Source organism: Mediterraneibacter sp. HA8405 (assembly GCF_056148955.1).
The window spans coordinates 1,349,676-1,364,064 of the sequence record NZ_CM148758.1 but is presented as its reverse complement, the minus strand read 5'-3'; the positions used below and the strand labels follow the sequence as shown (position 1 = coordinate 1,364,064).

The following is a 14,389-nucleotide window of genomic DNA, read 5'->3' as shown; positions in this document are numbered from 1 at the left end:
CAGTTTTTCGCTCTCCTCATATTATTTTCGACTTTTGAAGTCCGTATCTGGAAACTGGTTGACATCCCCTGATGCCGATGGTATCATTTCTTTATACAGAAACGTAGATAGAGGTCGCATTTTTTATAAGTAAGATGAAGGATGTATCAGGAGCAGAAGAGCTCATCTGAAAGGAAAGGATGCCGAAAGAGGAAGGTGCCTGAGGCCTTGTTCTTGGGCATGGCGTGAAAAATGCCATGACTGTCATCGCAGGATGGAGAGCTATCTGGATATATACAGCTTTTCAGAGAGGTATATTGGAGACGGCGCATCTTGCCGTTTCTTTTATTGTTCACCAGAGTGCAGAGGAGTCTCCGAAAGCGCTCACCATTTAAGGAGGAGAAAAGAATGGCAATTTTTACAGGCGCAGGTGTAGCGATTGTTACACCCATGAAAGAAAATCTGGAAATCAATTATGACAAACTGGATGAAATGCTGGAAGAGCAGATCGCAGGAGGCACAGACGCAATTATCATCTGCGGCACCACCGGCGAATCCGCGACCATGACAGAAGAGGAACACAGCGAGGCAATCCGTTTCACTGTAGAACGGGTAAAACACAGAGTTCCTGTTATTGCCGGAACCGGTTCCAACAGCACTGCTACAGCGGTTCAGCTTTCAAAAGGGGCTATGGAAGACGGCGCCGACGCACTGCTGCTTGTAACCCCGTACTATAACAAAGCCACCCAGAACGGACTCATAGCACACTATACAAAAATCTGCACAGAAGCGCCGCTCCCGGCAATTCTTTACAACGTACCCAGCCGTACAGGATGTTCCATTCAGCCGAAGACACTGGCGCATCTTGTAAAAAATGTAGACTCTATTGTCGGTGTGAAAGAAGCATCCGGCAATATCGGAAATGTTGCAGAAATAATGCACCTGTGCGATGGAAATATTGATCTGTATTCCGGAAACGACGATCAGGTTGTACCCCTTCTCTCCCTTGGAGGAATCGGAGTAATCTCTGTTCTGTCCAATGTGGCGCCGAAATATGTTCATGATATGGTTATGAAATATCTGGAAGGGAACGTAAAAGAAAGCGCAAAGATGCAGCTTGATGCAATTCCGCTGTGCAACGCTCTCTTCTGTGAAGTAAACCCGATCCCCGTAAAAGCTGCTCTCAATATGATGGGCAAAAATGTAGGTTCTCTCCGCGCTCCGCTGACAGAAATGGAAGACGCGCATAAAGAGACCCTTCGCCAGGCGATGAAAGATTTCGGGTTGCTGTAAGATTTCCACAGCATTCTCTGAAATCATATATGATTCAGCCGGCAGATAAAAATAAAACTGCAGAAACAGCTGCGGATGAAAAATCCGTACAGTTTCTGCAGTTTTTATGTTTCATTTTCTGTTATGAACGCTTTTTGCCGTAAAATACCAGTCCCACCACACCCGGTCCGGCATGTGTTCCGATACTGGGGCTCACATCGTTGATCACAACATTGGTAAATCCAAGGCCTTTTACCATATCCGCCACAATCTGCGCCTCATCCAGACAGTCTCCGTGAAGCACGGCAACCATGCGGTCTTTTCCGTATGCATCCAGATCAAGAGCATCTTCCATCCTGGACACCAGTGTTTTCAGGGACTTCTTTCTTCCCCTCACCGTACCGTCCGCCTTCAGTTTCCCGGATGCCGTTACAGTCAGTATCGGCTTAATATTTACAAGGCTCCCCACTACTGCAGTAGTCTTCGATACCCTGCCGCCTCTCTGCAGATGATTCAGGTCATTTACAGTAAAGGATACATTAACGTGATCCTTTTCTTCCGTCAGTATATCGTACACTTCTTCCATGGACTTTCCGGATTTCCACAATTCCACTGCCCGGTATACGGACACGCCCTCGCCGAGGGATGCATTCAAAGAATCAAATACCATGATCTTTCTGTCCGGATACTCCTCGGTCAACTCATTTGCCGTCATTACCACGTTATTGCAGCTTCCGCTCAAAGCGCTTGAAAAGGCAATATGCAGAATATTTTTCCCGTCTCTTAGCAGCTTTTCAAATTTCTCACGGATTACCCCGGGATTATTAGCCATCGATTTCGGCATTTCCCCTTTCCGCATGGTTTCGTAAAACTCATGTGGCTCCATATTGAGCTGATCACCGTAAACCGTATCCCCGAACGCATAATACTGAGGGATGATCGTCAGATTGTTCTCCTTTATAAATGCCGGAAGAACATCTGAATTGGAATCTGTTGTAATTACATAATCGGACATGATCCTTCCTCCTGTCTGTATTTATTTTCCGTATTCCGCCACGACCAATTATAGCATAAAACAGAAGGGAAAGGAAAGAAAAAGTCCGTTCCTGCCCGAGCCGTATCCGCTTATTCCGACAGCATATCCAGCCACCGCTCCGTCTCCTGCGGATCCCGGCTGTTCGCGAATACCGTCATATCATCCAGACGTATTTCCAGAACCGGAGTACAGTCATTATATAGAAACATCATACACTTTCCTGTCTCTCTTCCACGGAAATGCCCGATATTAACCTTTTCCGTGCTTCCACCGTTCGTTCGTGTGAACCGCTCATCCGGCAGCTCGTCAATCAGCTTCACCGACTGAATATCATTTCCTGAAAATTCGTACTCATATCCCGCCGCTTCAAACCGATACACTTCACCTTCTTCCTGAAAAAGAACCTGTACATTTTCAAAAGCTGCCAGAAGAGAAAACGTCCAGATTACGATTCCCGCCACAGCCGCCGCCAGGATTCCCAGGATCACTTTTACCGCAGGTCTCCCGAAATTAAAAGAATAATTCATGCTGTTAAACCTGTCCTGTACAAGAATGTGACGGTCATTCGGATTGTTATACCATCCGTATTTCCAGTATACATCATCGTCCACATAACAGGGCGCCTGATCCGCGTCCAGAATTTCCTTTCTCTTTCCCACTGCCAGTCCGAGAGGTACAAGCAGGGCCACTGCCGAAACCATGAGAAAAAATGCATAGACGCCATAGCAGCCGGCCGGCAGATCCGGACCGGATATAGATCCGCAGAACGCCAGGAAAATCCACGCCCCGCCGCTGATCCAGGAAGCCGACACCAGCCCCTGAGACCAGGCGCGTTTCATCAGCCGGTTAGCGGCAAGATTGATCTCCGTATTTTTGCTGTACACCCGGTTTGCCTGCCGTACAATTCCGACATGCAAGGCAAGAAAAAGAAGACAGGTGAACACTCCGGACACATACATCACCCATTCTGCCGTCATTTCCCCGGAACTCAGCCGGTATCTTTGCTCCATATTGTGCAGAAGAAGCGCTGTGGCCGACGTCAGAAGCACAGGCGGCAGATGCCATTTCCAGTCAAGCGCCATTTTCCCGGAAAACGCCGACACAGATGTATCGATGCGCACGGCATGCATACTCGACGCATCCAGCCAGCCCCGTTTGAGTTTCAGACGATACATCTGCCGGTGAGGAACAACAATCAGCCAGTAAAGCCCTGCTACATATCCTGTCAGCCACACGGACCATACAATAATAAACAGGGTAAAATTATAAAAGCACAGGAAACAGATAAGCATACTCAGCAGCAGGCTGATCTGATGAAAGCGTTTCCATTGCTTCTGCGTTCTGCCGCAGATCCTGGTCACTTCAGGATCTTCCACCGCATGGGCCGGAATATGAACTCCCATTACCATTCCTTCTCTGTACTCACTCTGATTCCCGTAAGAGAACCAGCAGATCGGTACAATTATCAGGTCACAGATCAGAAAGATAAAAAACAGAACCACGTCCATATCTATGCCTCACTTTCTGCCGGATGCATGCTCATAAACATTTCCTCGCAGATTCTGAGGAACTCCTCTTTCGGCATCCCTTTTATACAAGCCTCCGCAGACAGAATCTCCAGCTCTGCCTCCAGCTTCTCCCGGAACCGGCCCTCTGTCTTCTGCACCGGGCGTACGGTGGCGCCTTTCCTCCTGTCAATCTCAATAAACCCTTCCGTCTTCAGAATCTGATAGGTTTTATTTACCGTCATACTGTTGATTCCCGCATCCCGGGCCATCTGACGGACAGAAGGAAGAGATTCGCCGGCCTTCAGTTCCCCTTTCCCGATTCCGGTAACGATCTGATTTCGCAGCTGTACGTAGATCGGTATATCGCTGCTCATATCTGCATGGCCTCCGACATTACACACACTCCCGCCGCTCCTGCTGCCATTGCCTCTTCCGCCTGCTCTTCGGTATGAATACCTCCGATCGCATAGACAGGAATTTCTGCTGCTTCACACACGGACCGAAGAAAAGGCAGCCCTCTCGGAGGAAGCCCCTTTTTGCAGTCTGTTGCAAATATATGTCCTGCCGTCATATAGGAAGCACCCAAAGCCGCGGCCTCTTCCGCCTCTTCTCTGGAATGAACGGATGTGCCGATTTTTCCAAATTCTGTCAGAATCGGCCGGCCGGCATACTTTCTCAGAAGATGGAGGGGAAGATGGATCATTTCAGCCCCGGCGCTGCAAGCCTCATCAATAAAGCTGTGATAAATACACGGAACATGATGACTGCGGCAGATATCATATACTCTGGCAGCCAGATGAGCATAATCTTCCCGTGTCAGATCTTTTTCCCTTATAAGAACAGCCCGGGGATGCCGGATGCAGATTCTTTCGATCTGTTCCAGATATGGTCTTGCTGACAGCCTGCGGTTTGTCACTGCGATCACATTGCTCCACATGATTTCATTCATCATTGTTCTTCCTTTACACATAAATATAATCCGCCATTACAGGCTGGAGATGATTCTCTGTAAGCGCGTCGTAAACCTCGTCTACTGTACGTCCGTCCGAAATTTCAAACTGTTCGTCGCCCTTATCCTGCACTTCTTCCCCGTGCTCGCCGATGCCCGTACTGACTCCGGCAGAAATCTTGGTTGCCGCGATCTGAACCAGATTATCCCGGACCCTCGCGCATTCCCGGCTGGAAATCGTAATGCTGGCAAAAGGCATGAAAAGGCGGTAAGCACACACAACCTGCAAAAGCTGGGCTTCATGCACGTCCATAGGATTGATCTTATCATTGTTAATAATAGGCCGAAGTCTTGGACAGGAAAACGCGATCTCCGCATGGGGATATTTTTTCTGAAGCAGGTATGCATGCATTCCCGTTGCAAACGCATCTTTGCGGAAATCATCCAGTCCCAGAAGCGCCGCAAGTCCGACGCCCCTCATTCCGCCCATGAGCGCTCTCTCCTGGGCATGGAACCGATAAGGGAACACCCGCTTATGTCCGGCCAGATGAAGGGTTTCATATTTGTCCGGATTGTAGGTTTCCTGGAAAACCGTTACATAATCCGCTCCGCATTTATGGAGATATGCATATTCGTCAGAATTCATAGGATAGACTTCCAGACCGATGACTCGGAAATATTCCTTTGCAATTTTTACAGCCTCACCGATATATTCCACAGTTGATTTCTTCCGGCTTTCTCCCGTCAGAATCAGGACCTCCTGAAGCCCAGTCCTGGCAATGGCCGCAAACTCCCGGCGGATTTCTTCTGTATTGAGCTGGGCTCTGCGGATGTGGTTGTGGCAGTTGAAGCCGCAGTAAATGCAGTAGTTTTCACAATAATTTGCAATATATACGGGAGTAAACATGCTGACGGAATTCCCAAAATATTTCTGCGTCTCCGCCTGGGCCTGCTGTGCGATCTCTTCCAGGAAAGATCCGGCCGCAGGGGATAACAGAGCCTGGAAATCCCGCAGAGACTTCCGTTCCTGCCTGAGCGCGTGTCTCACGTCATCCGCCGTAAATGCGTCATAGTCATACGCTGCAGTCTCTGCAAGAACCTGATCCAGCATCTCAGAACCGATATTCTCCATATCCGGCAGATAGGCCATGTGGTCTGTCCGGTTCTCTTTCTGATGCTCCCGGATCTCATCGTTTAAAATACTTTCATTAATATGCTGATCTGTACTCATTTTTTGTTTCCTCCTAATCCCGCAGATATCCTGTCAGTGGCGAAGATGCACTGCCTCCTCTGGCCCTGGTCTGACCCAGACCTGCAAGATATGCCGTACGTCCTGCCTGAACCGCCTGTCCCATCGCGCCTGCCATAGCTTTCACATCTCCTGATGAAGCAATTGCCGTATTGGCCATCACGGCCGCCGCTCCCATCTCCATGGCTTCGCATGCCTGGGAAGGTCTTCCGATTCCTGCGTCCACAATGATCGGCAGGTCAATCTCATCGATCAGAATCTGGATAAATTCTTTTGTACACAGTCCTTTATTGGAACCGATCGGGGCGCCAAGAGGCATGATACAGGCAGCGCCGGCGTCCGCCATATCTCTTGCCATATTCAGGTCCGGATACATGTAGGGCATTACCACAAATCCCTCTTTTGCCAGAATTTCCGTAGCTTTGATTGTCTCATAATTATCCGGAAGAAGATAACGAGTATCCCGCATAATCTCAATTTTGATAAATTCACTGCCGCAGACTTCTCTTGCCAGGCGGGCAATCCGGACCGCTTCCTCTGCATTTCTTGCTCCGGATGTATTCGGAAGAATGGTTACGTTTTCAGGGATATAATCCAGAATATTAGCCAGTCCGCCTTCATTTGCCCGGCGAAGCGCCATAGTAACAATCTGGGCGCCGGCGTTTTCAACAGCCGCCTGTATCAGCTCCAGGGAATATTTCCCTGATCCCAGAATAAATCTGGATGTAAATTCATGGTTTCCTAATTTCCAGGTATCCTTTTCTGTGTTCATGTTTTTTCTCCTTTTTGTTTCTCTTTTTCTTTTATTCATTTTCAAGTATCAGGCTTACAATCATATTTGCCTGATGAGCCGCGCAGAGCGCCGCCCGGGCCGCAGTCAGACAGATTCCTTTCTCTGCATCGGAAGTCTCATCGCCGCAGAGATAGAAATGCTCCGTCACTTTTCTGGTACGGATCCGGTTGCTGTCACCAAATCCCGCCATGCCGCTGGCGGCCACCAGATATTTTTCCGGAAAATGTTCCAGAACCGCATTGACCAGCATTGCCTTATTCTCTGCTTTGTCGAAAGCTTCACAAATATAGCGGTCTTCCGCCAGAAGTTCCCTGACATTGCTTTCTTCTACTTTCACGCAGTCTGTGCGTATCTCCAGATAGGGATTGATCTGCAGCAGATTTTCTTTCAGCGCCTCTGTCTTCTTCATACCGATCTGATGAATGAAATACTGCTGTCGGTTCAGGTTTGTTATATCCACACAATCAAAATCAATCAGATGCAGATATCCGATCCCTGTCCGCGCAAGACTGAAGGCAATATTGGAGCCCAGTCCTCCCAGACCTGCAATGGCGGCGCCTGACCGGGCCAGAATTTCCTGCGTCTCCCGGCCGTGTCTTTCTGCCAGTGCTTCCTTCAGTTCCTCTCTTGTAACCATTTTTCAGCCTCCTCCCACAAAGCTGACCACTTCCAGACTGTCGCCGTCTTTTATCACAGTACTTTCATAGGCGCTCTTTGGAACGATCTGCCCGTTTTTCTCCACGGCGATCCGGTTTGTGCGGTATCCTTTTGCACTGACATATTCCATAACTGTCATTTCTTCGGAATAAGCTTCTTCTGTTCCATTTACACGTATCACGATATCCTGCCTCCCTTCCCGGCCGGATGCAAAGAGTAATTTTATTCTCCGGAAGAGTACAAAGTACTTCCAGGGAAATAAATCACCTGAAGTGCCAAAAGGCACATTCCGGGATTGTAAGCGTTCACCAGGGTCCCGGGCAAACCCGGACTTTGGCTCATCGCCAGTACAAAAAGAGGTTCACGAAAGAATACACCCGCGGTGGTGCACCCCTTCGTGAACCTCTGGTTCACTCTATGTCCGGCAATATTCGTTTTTCATATTAGCAGACAACCCGCATAGCCTCTGAATCTTCCAAGGCATCCGCCGGCCGTCTCTGTAAACAAAAAAATCGGGAAATGGATATGCCATTTCCCGTACATTAACGAAATCATCCCTACGTTGGCATTATCCAAATCAGGTTTCGGGTCGAAGTTCTTAACTTCCTCTCAGCCTGTATACAAGCTCCCCATTTTTCAATTTACAGTTTTAAAGTTATAAAACTTTAAAAGCAGGGGATGAGAGAATCGAACTCCCACCAAAGGTTTTGGAGACCCCTATCATACCATTTGACCAATCCCCTGTATAAAGCCTGCTCTTCGCAAGACACTTGTATATTATACTGGGCAATATAGGATTTGTCAACATTTTTTATGAGAAATTTGAAATTGTGGATGGAAGAAAGTTTCCGCCGAAAAATTCAAATCGCCTACGGCTTGCACCTCCCACACGGCTCATACCCTTCTGACAGAAGCTCTTCTCTTGTTCCTGTATACTCTTCCCGGTTCTTTTCCTTTATATCTTTTGCTCCGGAGCAGTCCGGATTATGAAATCTGCGGGTATTGGTATTCAGTATGTATGTCTGTTCTTCCGCCGGCTGATTTCCGCTTTCACTGCTCTTCGCTTCATCTCCCGGTCCGGAAAACCAGTTGTCGCCTGTGGAATAATTAATGGTAATCTCCGGCTGGACGTTGTATACATATACATTAAAACAGATGCCCTTTCCGTCATCTTCCACAGACTCTGCCTCCATCTGAACACCTGACGCCACCAGATCGTCTCCCTGAAAAACCGGCGTTACCCGGTACATAACATGATTCTCTGTCTTGTGTACATAGTCTGCCACCATATTTTCAAAAGGAAGCATTCCTTCTGTATTCATATACCGCGTCCCTGTAATCAGATTTTCTTCATTTGCATTTTCCCCGGAGAGCTGGTAGCCGATCAGATGACATCTGTTATAGAGGTACTTCCCATCCACATTGTCATAGGCTTTGTTCTCCCATCCGGTAGGCTCAACCTGACTGATCGGTTCCCGTTCTTCAGTGGGCATGAGATCTTCGCCGATACATGCCTCCGCTTCTCCGCAGCGGCCCAGCTCATCCAGTTCACTGTACTCTTCATAAGAGACCGTAACCAGTTCCTGCTCTTCAAACTCCGGCTGGTTATCATTGATCTCCACATACGGCTCGCCGCTGTATTCCGGCACATCCTGGACGGAATCATAATTTTCTGCCTGCGTGGTTTCTTCCTGAGCAGATGATACTGTGGTTTCTGAAGATTCCGGCTGCGCGCCGCCGCATGCTGTAAGAAGCAAAGCGAACAGAACAGACAGGATCAGCTCTCTGCCGGAATATTTTTCCCTCTGATTTTCATTTCTTCCTTTTGGTTTTCTCATTTTCTCATTCTCCCCGTTTCCCGAAAAATCCGCCGCAGCCGCAAAAATGCCGCCGGCATCGCCCGGACGTGCGCCTCAGCTCATATAGTTCTGCACTGCGCACGCCGCGGCATAAGCGGCGGCATTCTGGGTTTTCTGCTATCTTCTGTTCATGTTTCTTTCATCCTGTCCCTGAACCGGAACCCGAACTCTCTGAGGTTCCCGGATCAGGCCCGGGAAAAGGCTGTTCAGGATATCCTTCAGCTTCTTTCCCATGTCAGTATATAAAATAAACATATAAAAATATTCTTTCAGCATCTTTCATGTCCTCCTGAATCCATATTGAAACCTGTTTGTTTCTGGGATGTATTTTAACAGAAGGATTTCGCGCTGTCACCGCTTTTGCCAGTTATTTTATAATAATTTATACTTCGTTTATTAAGTTGAAAATTCTGTGTCCTTCGGAATATTCGTCATTTTTCTGAGCCTGCCCTGAAGGATACCCGTCCGTACCGGCCGGGCCCCTGAGCCACTCATTTCTTCCGTTCATACAGGAAACGGATATGTTCATATAATTCCGGGAAACTGATCTGACATTCCCCGTTCCATATCCTGACGGGAATCTCCGCGTCAAATCCATATATAATCGGATATTCTTCATTTTCAAAATCATACACTACAACTGTCTTCCGTTCCGGATCAATCATCCAGTACTCTCTCACTCCCGCGTTCATATATTTCTGAAGTTTGATGACAGAATCTTTCTTTTTGGTTGACTTTGAAAGCACCTCAATAACAAAGTCCGGCGCGCCGTAAACACAGCGGTTAATGATCTTATCTCTGTCGCACACGATAATGACATCCGGCTGCACCATAGTCTTATTGTCACAGTCCAGCTGGACATCCAGAGGAGAGATCATCGGAAGACATTCCCCCTTTTTCTCCAGAACATGTCCCAATAGTTTACTGTAAATAAATCCTGCGATCAGCTGGTGGGCCGACGTAGGAGCCGTCATATCATAGATCACTCCGTCAATCAGTTCCACCCGCATATCATCCGGAATCAGATAATAATCATCCAGCGTGTAGTCGCCCTGGCTTTTTGTCAGATAAGCGCTTTTCGGTTCTCTCAGGAACATTCCCTCGCTTTCTCCCAGCACCTGCTCCAGAGCCATCAGCGTCTCATACCGGGGCGTTGTGGTAATTCCGCCAAGCACTTTCTGCACGGTGCCCAGAGGCACTCCGGACAACTCCGCAATCTGAGAATAGGTATACCCCAGTTCCTTCTTCCTTTCCCGCATTTCCTGTACAGTCATATTTCATCCTCCTGTATCCGGTCATATCGCTTTTCCTGTTCCTGCCGCAATTCTTACCCCGGATTCAAAAAACTGTCGTCCCTGCCATTGGTTTCTGAGAAAATCATATCACGCAGAAATCCATTTTTCAACACTTCTTTCAAATAAATTTCCATTTTATTTCCATTTGGTGTTTTTCCGGAGATGTTCAGACTGATTTGCCGGAATCCGGTTGCATTCATCTGTCCCATCGACTAAAATAGGCATGAAAAAACGCGTAAATCTGGTCATCCATTCTGAAATTTCAGAAACATTTATTAACAACAGCGGAGGTGTTTTACTTGAAAAAAATTATGATTGTTGACGATGACGTCTGTATCGGCGATATGCTGGAAGAGCTGCTGGCAAAAGAAAACTACAGCACTGTAAGGGCGTATTCCGGAACCGAGGCGCTTCTGTACCTTTCCTCCCACAGACCGGACCTGATCCTGCTGGATCTGATGCTCCCGGGTTTAAGCGGCGAGGAGCTGCTGCCCCTGATCCGGAATATTCCGGTTATTGTCCTGAGTGCGAAGGCGGCTGTAAGCGACAAGGTAGAACTGCTGCTGGGCGGCGCTTCGGACTATATTACAAAACCCTTTGACCGCAGCGAACTTCTGGCGCGCATTGCCGTACAGCTGAGGAAAGCCGCTGCTGCCGTGGAGGATTCCCCGGTCTTTACTTTTGACGGCATCCGGCTTGATACGGCCTCCCGGACAGTTACAGTATCCGGTCTGCAGGTCCGTCTTACGAAAACCGAGTATGCCATACTGAAGCTCCTTATCCGGAATCCGTCCCAGGTGATCACCAAATCGCTCATGCTGGACCGGATCAGCGAGGACACTCCGGACTGTGTGGAAAGTTCACTGAAAGTCCACGTAAGCAACCTGCGCAGGAAACTGAAAGAGGTCAGTGGAAAGGATTATATTGAAGCTGTGTGGGGAATCGGCTTTAAACTGAATGAAGATCTTGCCGCGGAAAACGAATCTTAACTGTTTCTTTACCCTTTTCTTTACCGGTTTCTTAACCCCTGCCGGATAGAATACTTTCCATAATCAAATTTACAAAACAACTGACAGGAGGCTTGAATTATGGACTATATTCTGACAGCAGACGCGCTTTGCAAGCGCTATCGGCACTTTCAGGCTCTGGACGACTTTTCCATCCATGTGCCCAAAGGAGCCATTTACGGATTTATCGGGAAAAACGGAGCAGGGAAAACAACGCTGATCCGTCTTATCTGCGGACTTCAGGAGCCCACATCCGGCAGTTATGCTCTGTACGGAGCGCGCAATACCGAACCCGGCATCGCAAAACACCGCAGGAGAATGGGCGCGGTGGTAGAAACACCCTCCATCTATCTGGACATGACCGCGGAAGATAACCTAAAGGAACAGTACCGGATTATCGGACTTCCTTCCTTTGACGATATTCCTGAGCTTCTGGAACTGGTAGGGCTGGCTGACACAGGACGGAAAAAGGCAAAGAATTTTTCTCTTGGAATGCGGCAGCGTCTCGGCATCGCCATCGCGCTGGCAGGCAATCCGGATTTCCTTGTGCTGGATGAACCCATCAACGGCCTGGATCCTCAGGGCATTATAGAAGTCCGGGAACTGATTCTGAAACTGAACCGGGAAAACGGCATCACTTTTCTTATATCCAGCCACATCCTCGACGAACTGGGAAGGCTGGCCACCCACTACGGATTTATTGAAAGAGGTCACATGGTAAAAGAAATGAGCGCAAAAGAGCTGGATGCGGCGTGCCGCAAATGCATCCGGGTCCAGGTGTCCGACATCAGCGCATTTTCCCGGGTTCTTGATGAAATCGGGCTGGAATACAGAATTTTCTCCGATACAATGGCAGACATTTACGGGAAGATCAACATCACCCGTCTTGTTCTTGCTCTCGACAGAGAAAACTGCGACGTAATCTCGCTGACCGAGCGGGAGGAAAGTCTGGAGAGCTATTATGTCAATCTGATTGGAGGGAAGAAAAATGAGTAGATTATTAAATGCGGGTTTCTCACGCCTGAGGAAAAGCAAATGTTTCCAGGGCTTTATGATCTTTATGTTTCTCTTCGGCGGGTATATTAAGATCGCTGAATTTTACAACCAGGAGAAATATAACACATCCATTCCCCTGGACAGCGGATTGTTTGTGTACGTTACTGTAATCGGGATCCTGCTGGCAGCATTTATCAGCCTGTTTATCGGCACCGAATACAATGACGGCACGATCCGGAACAAACTGGTCATCGGACATACCCGGAGCGCTATCTATCTGTCAAACCTGATCGTGTGCCTTGCAGCTGGTCTGCTGATGTGTCTGTCCTTCCTGTGCGCGTCTCTTCTGATCGGCATACCGCTCTTAGGCCCCTTTTCCATAAATGTACAGGATATTGCAGTTATGGTGCTGGTCAGCTTTATGATGAGCTTTGCGTTTACAGGTCTTCTTACCCTGACCGCAATGATCTGCCAGAGCCGGGCTGTTACCGCGGTAATCAATATACTGGCTGTATTTTTCCTGCTTCTGGTTTCCATGGTAATCACATCCGGTTTAAATCAGCCGGAAGTATGGGAGAGTTACAGCTATATCGATGACTCCGGAAACGAAATCACTGTTCCCGCTGAGCCAAACACAGACTACCCAAGGGGTGCCGTGCGGGATGTGATGGAATTCTGCAATGACTTTCTGCCCACCGGACAGGTCATGCAGCTCTCCATGATGTCAGTAGATGAACCCGGGCTGCTCTCCGTCTACTCTGCCGGAATTCTTCTGGTGACTACGGGGGCCGGCATATTTATTTTCCGAAAGGAAAACATCAAATAAAAGATTCAGGAGGGCGTAACAGCCCTCTTTCTCTGGAGGTAATTTATGATATTCTGGTTATGGCTTCTGATCGGCATACTTGTCCTGATTCTCCTTTTTCTGGGGATCAAAATCTGTCTGCTCAAGAAAACAGCGAGAGAAATCGGTGAAAAATTTGCCGACCGTGTCGCCTCGGATACCAACACGCTCATAGACATCGGAAGCCGCGACCGGGATATGAAATATCTTGCCAAAGAAATAAATATACAGCTAAAACAGCTTCGAAATGACCGTCTGCGCTATCAGCAGGGGGACTGGGAACTGAAAGACGCGGTTACAAATATTTCCCATGATCTGCGCACGCCCCTTACAGCGATCTGCGGATATCTGGATCTTCTGGAAGACGAAGAAATGTCCGGAAATGCCGTCCGGTATCTGAAAATCATCCGGGGCCGCACAGAGACTCTGAAACAGCTGTCGGAAGAACTGTTCCGCTACTCTGTATTTACTACTGTATCAAACGGAACGGGAAACGAACCGGTTGTTTTAAACCGCATCCTGGAAGACAGTGTATCCGGCTTCTACGCCGCCCTGCGCTCCCGGGGAATTGCTCCCGTCATTAAAATGCCGGATACAAAAATCCGCCGTATGCTGAACCGGAACGCCGTCTCCCGGATCTTTGGCAATCTGATCGGCAATGCGCTGAAATACAGTGACGGTGATCTGATCATAGAACTTAATGAATCCGGAGAGCTGCTGTTCGCCAACCACGCATCCGGACTGGATGAGATCGAAACCGGACGACTCTTCGACCGTTTCTACACGGTAGAAACCGCCTCTGCCGGATCCACCGGGCTGGGGCTGTCTATCGCCCGGGCTCTGACAGAACAGATGGGTGGAAAGATCTGGGCCGTGTATGAAGAAGGGATGCTGAAAGTAAGGATAACATTTCCGGAGAAAGAGGATGGCGAGGCATAACAGCTT

The 14,389-nt window shown here is 48.4% G+C and carries 16 protein-coding genes, 1 tRNA gene and 2 riboswitches; of the genes, 5 read left to right on the top strand and 12 right to left on the bottom strand.

Annotated elements, in window-relative coordinates; all coding sequences use genetic code 11:
• The first annotated feature begins 100 nt into the window (after nt 1-100).
• A riboswitch (Lysine riboswitch) is annotated at nt 101-272 on the top strand.
• A 115-nt stretch (nt 273-387) separates the two neighbouring features.
• On the top strand, nt 388-1,272 hold the full coding sequence (gene dapA / locus AC0QUU_RS06380; protein ID WP_474545297.1) for a 4-hydroxy-tetrahydrodipicolinate synthase: 885 nt from the start codon (nt 388-390) through the stop codon (nt 1,270-1,272).
• A 121-nt stretch (nt 1,273-1,393) separates the two neighbouring features.
• On the opposite strand, the gene AC0QUU_RS06375 is transcribed toward dapA, so the two are convergent.
• The 12 genes from AC0QUU_RS06375 to AC0QUU_RS06320 all read right to left on the bottom strand — a co-directional run bounded on the left by AC0QUU_RS06375 (nt 1,394) and on the right by AC0QUU_RS06320 (nt 10,576).
• The gene (locus tag AC0QUU_RS06375) at nt 1,394-2,266 is read right to left on the bottom strand and encodes a DegV family protein (RefSeq protein WP_474545296.1); all 873 of its coding nucleotides are present in this window, start codon (nt 2,264-2,266) and stop codon (nt 1,394-1,396) included.
• Between the two features lie 110 nt (nt 2,267-2,376).
• Nucleotides 2,377-3,795, bottom strand: coding sequence for a hypothetical protein (locus tag AC0QUU_RS06370; protein ID WP_474545295.1), 1,419 nt, complete (start codon nt 3,793-3,795; stop codon nt 2,377-2,379).
• Nucleotides 3,796-3,797: 2 nt separating this feature from the next.
• The gene (locus AC0QUU_RS06365) at nt 3,798-4,169 is read right to left on the bottom strand and encodes a GntR family transcriptional regulator (protein ID WP_474545294.1); all 372 of its coding nucleotides are present in this window, start codon (nt 4,167-4,169) and stop codon (nt 3,798-3,800) included.
• Nucleotides 4,166-4,765: a thiamine phosphate synthase gene (locus AC0QUU_RS06360; protein WP_474545293.1), complete on the bottom strand. Its 600-nt coding sequence runs from the start codon at nt 4,763-4,765 to the stop codon at nt 4,166-4,168. The genes AC0QUU_RS06365 and AC0QUU_RS06360 overlap by 4 nt, the downstream gene beginning before the upstream one ends.
• Nucleotides 4,758-5,975 (bottom strand): 2-iminoacetate synthase ThiH, encoded by a 1,218-nt coding sequence (gene thiH / locus AC0QUU_RS06355; RefSeq protein WP_474545292.1) that lies wholly within the window; start codon nt 5,973-5,975, stop codon nt 4,758-4,760. Before thiH ends, AC0QUU_RS06360 begins: the two co-directional genes overlap by 8 nt.
• Before the next feature lie 13 nt (nt 5,976-5,988).
• Nucleotides 5,989-6,765: a thiazole synthase gene (locus AC0QUU_RS06350; RefSeq protein WP_474545291.1), complete on the bottom strand. Its 777-nt coding sequence runs from the start codon at nt 6,763-6,765 to the stop codon at nt 5,989-5,991.
• 31 nt (nt 6,766-6,796) lie between these two features.
• On the bottom strand, nt 6,797-7,423 hold the full coding sequence (thiF, locus tag AC0QUU_RS06345; protein ID WP_474545290.1) for a sulfur carrier protein ThiS adenylyltransferase ThiF: 627 nt from the start codon (nt 7,421-7,423) through the stop codon (nt 6,797-6,799).
• A 3-nt stretch (nt 7,424-7,426) separates the two neighbouring features.
• Entirely contained in the window at nt 7,427-7,624 is a 198-nt protein-coding gene (gene thiS, locus AC0QUU_RS06340) for a sulfur carrier protein ThiS (protein WP_474545289.1), read from the bottom strand.
• A 356-nt stretch (nt 7,625-7,980) separates the two neighbouring features.
• Nucleotides 7,981-8,085: riboswitch (TPP riboswitch) on the bottom strand.
• A gap of 30 nt (nt 8,086-8,115) precedes the next feature.
• A tRNA-Trp gene (locus AC0QUU_RS06335) sits at nt 8,116-8,186 on the bottom strand.
• 126 nt (nt 8,187-8,312) lie between these two features.
• Nucleotides 8,313-9,281, bottom strand: coding sequence for a DNA/RNA non-specific endonuclease (locus tag AC0QUU_RS06330; RefSeq protein WP_474545288.1), 969 nt, complete (start codon nt 9,279-9,281; stop codon nt 8,313-8,315).
• 138 nt (nt 9,282-9,419) lie between these two features.
• Nucleotides 9,420-9,578 (bottom strand): hypothetical protein, encoded by a 159-nt coding sequence (locus AC0QUU_RS06325; protein ID WP_474545287.1) that lies wholly within the window; start codon nt 9,576-9,578, stop codon nt 9,420-9,422.
• Between the two features lie 215 nt (nt 9,579-9,793).
• Nucleotides 9,794-10,576, bottom strand: coding sequence for a Uma2 family endonuclease (locus AC0QUU_RS06320; RefSeq protein ID WP_474545286.1), 783 nt, complete (start codon nt 10,574-10,576; stop codon nt 9,794-9,796).
• A 320-nt stretch (nt 10,577-10,896) separates the two neighbouring features.
• On the opposite strand from AC0QUU_RS06320, the gene AC0QUU_RS06315 reads away from it, so the two are divergent.
• The 4 genes from AC0QUU_RS06315 (at nt 10,897) to AC0QUU_RS06300 (ending at nt 14,383) form a co-directional block, all read left to right on the top strand.
• The gene (locus AC0QUU_RS06315) at nt 10,897-11,586 is read left to right on the top strand and encodes a response regulator transcription factor (RefSeq protein WP_474545285.1); all 690 of its coding nucleotides are present in this window, start codon (nt 10,897-10,899) and stop codon (nt 11,584-11,586) included.
• 99 nt (nt 11,587-11,685) lie between these two features.
• A complete protein-coding gene (locus AC0QUU_RS06310) occupies nt 11,686-12,600 on the top strand; it encodes an ABC transporter ATP-binding protein (RefSeq protein ID WP_474545284.1) in 915 nt (304 codons plus the stop codon).
• Nucleotides 12,593-13,426 (top strand): ABC transporter permease, encoded by an 834-nt coding sequence (locus AC0QUU_RS06305; RefSeq protein WP_474545283.1) that lies wholly within the window; start codon nt 12,593-12,595, stop codon nt 13,424-13,426. Before AC0QUU_RS06310 ends, AC0QUU_RS06305 begins: the two co-directional genes overlap by 8 nt.
• A 45-nt stretch (nt 13,427-13,471) precedes the next feature.
• The gene (locus AC0QUU_RS06300) at nt 13,472-14,383 is read left to right on the top strand and encodes a sensor histidine kinase (RefSeq protein WP_474545282.1); all 912 of its coding nucleotides are present in this window, start codon (nt 13,472-13,474) and stop codon (nt 14,381-14,383) included.
• Nucleotides 14,384-14,389: the final 6 nt, after the last annotated feature.

Coding starts and splice junctions, on each gene's coding strand:
- dapA (WP_474545297.1), top strand. CDS start 388: ATGGCAATTTTTACAGGCGCAGGTGTAGCGATTGTTACACCCATGAAA.
- AC0QUU_RS06375 (WP_474545296.1), bottom strand. CDS start 2,266: ATGTCCGATTATGTAATTACAACAGATTCCAATTCAGATGTTCTTCCG.
- AC0QUU_RS06370 (WP_474545295.1), bottom strand. CDS start 3,795: ATGGACGTGGTTCTGTTTTTTATCTTTCTGATCTGTGACCTGATAATT.
- AC0QUU_RS06365 (WP_474545294.1), bottom strand. CDS start 4,169: ATGAGCAGCGATATACCGATCTACGTACAGCTGCGAAATCAGATCGTT.
- AC0QUU_RS06360 (WP_474545293.1), bottom strand. CDS start 4,765: ATGTGTAAAGGAAGAACAATGATGAATGAAATCATGTGGAGCAATGTG.
- thiH (WP_474545292.1), bottom strand. CDS start 5,975: ATGAGTACAGATCAGCATATTAATGAAAGTATTTTAAACGATGAGATC.
- AC0QUU_RS06350 (WP_474545291.1), bottom strand. CDS start 6,765: ATGAACACAGAAAAGGATACCTGGAAATTAGGAAACCATGAATTTACA.
- thiF (WP_474545290.1), bottom strand. CDS start 7,423: ATGGTTACAAGAGAGGAACTGAAGGAAGCACTGGCAGAAAGACACGGC.
- AC0QUU_RS06330 (WP_474545288.1), bottom strand. CDS start 9,281: ATGAGAAAACCAAAAGGAAGAAATGAAAATCAGAGGGAAAAATATTCC.
- AC0QUU_RS06325 (WP_474545287.1), bottom strand. CDS start 9,578: ATGCTGAAAGAATATTTTTATATGTTTATTTTATATACTGACATGGGA.
- AC0QUU_RS06320 (WP_474545286.1), bottom strand. CDS start 10,576: ATGACTGTACAGGAAATGCGGGAAAGGAAGAAGGAACTGGGGTATACC.
- AC0QUU_RS06310 (WP_474545284.1), top strand. CDS start 11,686: ATGGACTATATTCTGACAGCAGACGCGCTTTGCAAGCGCTATCGGCAC.
- AC0QUU_RS06305 (WP_474545283.1), top strand. CDS start 12,593: ATGAGTAGATTATTAAATGCGGGTTTCTCACGCCTGAGGAAAAGCAAA.
- AC0QUU_RS06300 (WP_474545282.1), top strand. CDS start 13,472: ATGATATTCTGGTTATGGCTTCTGATCGGCATACTTGTCCTGATTCTC.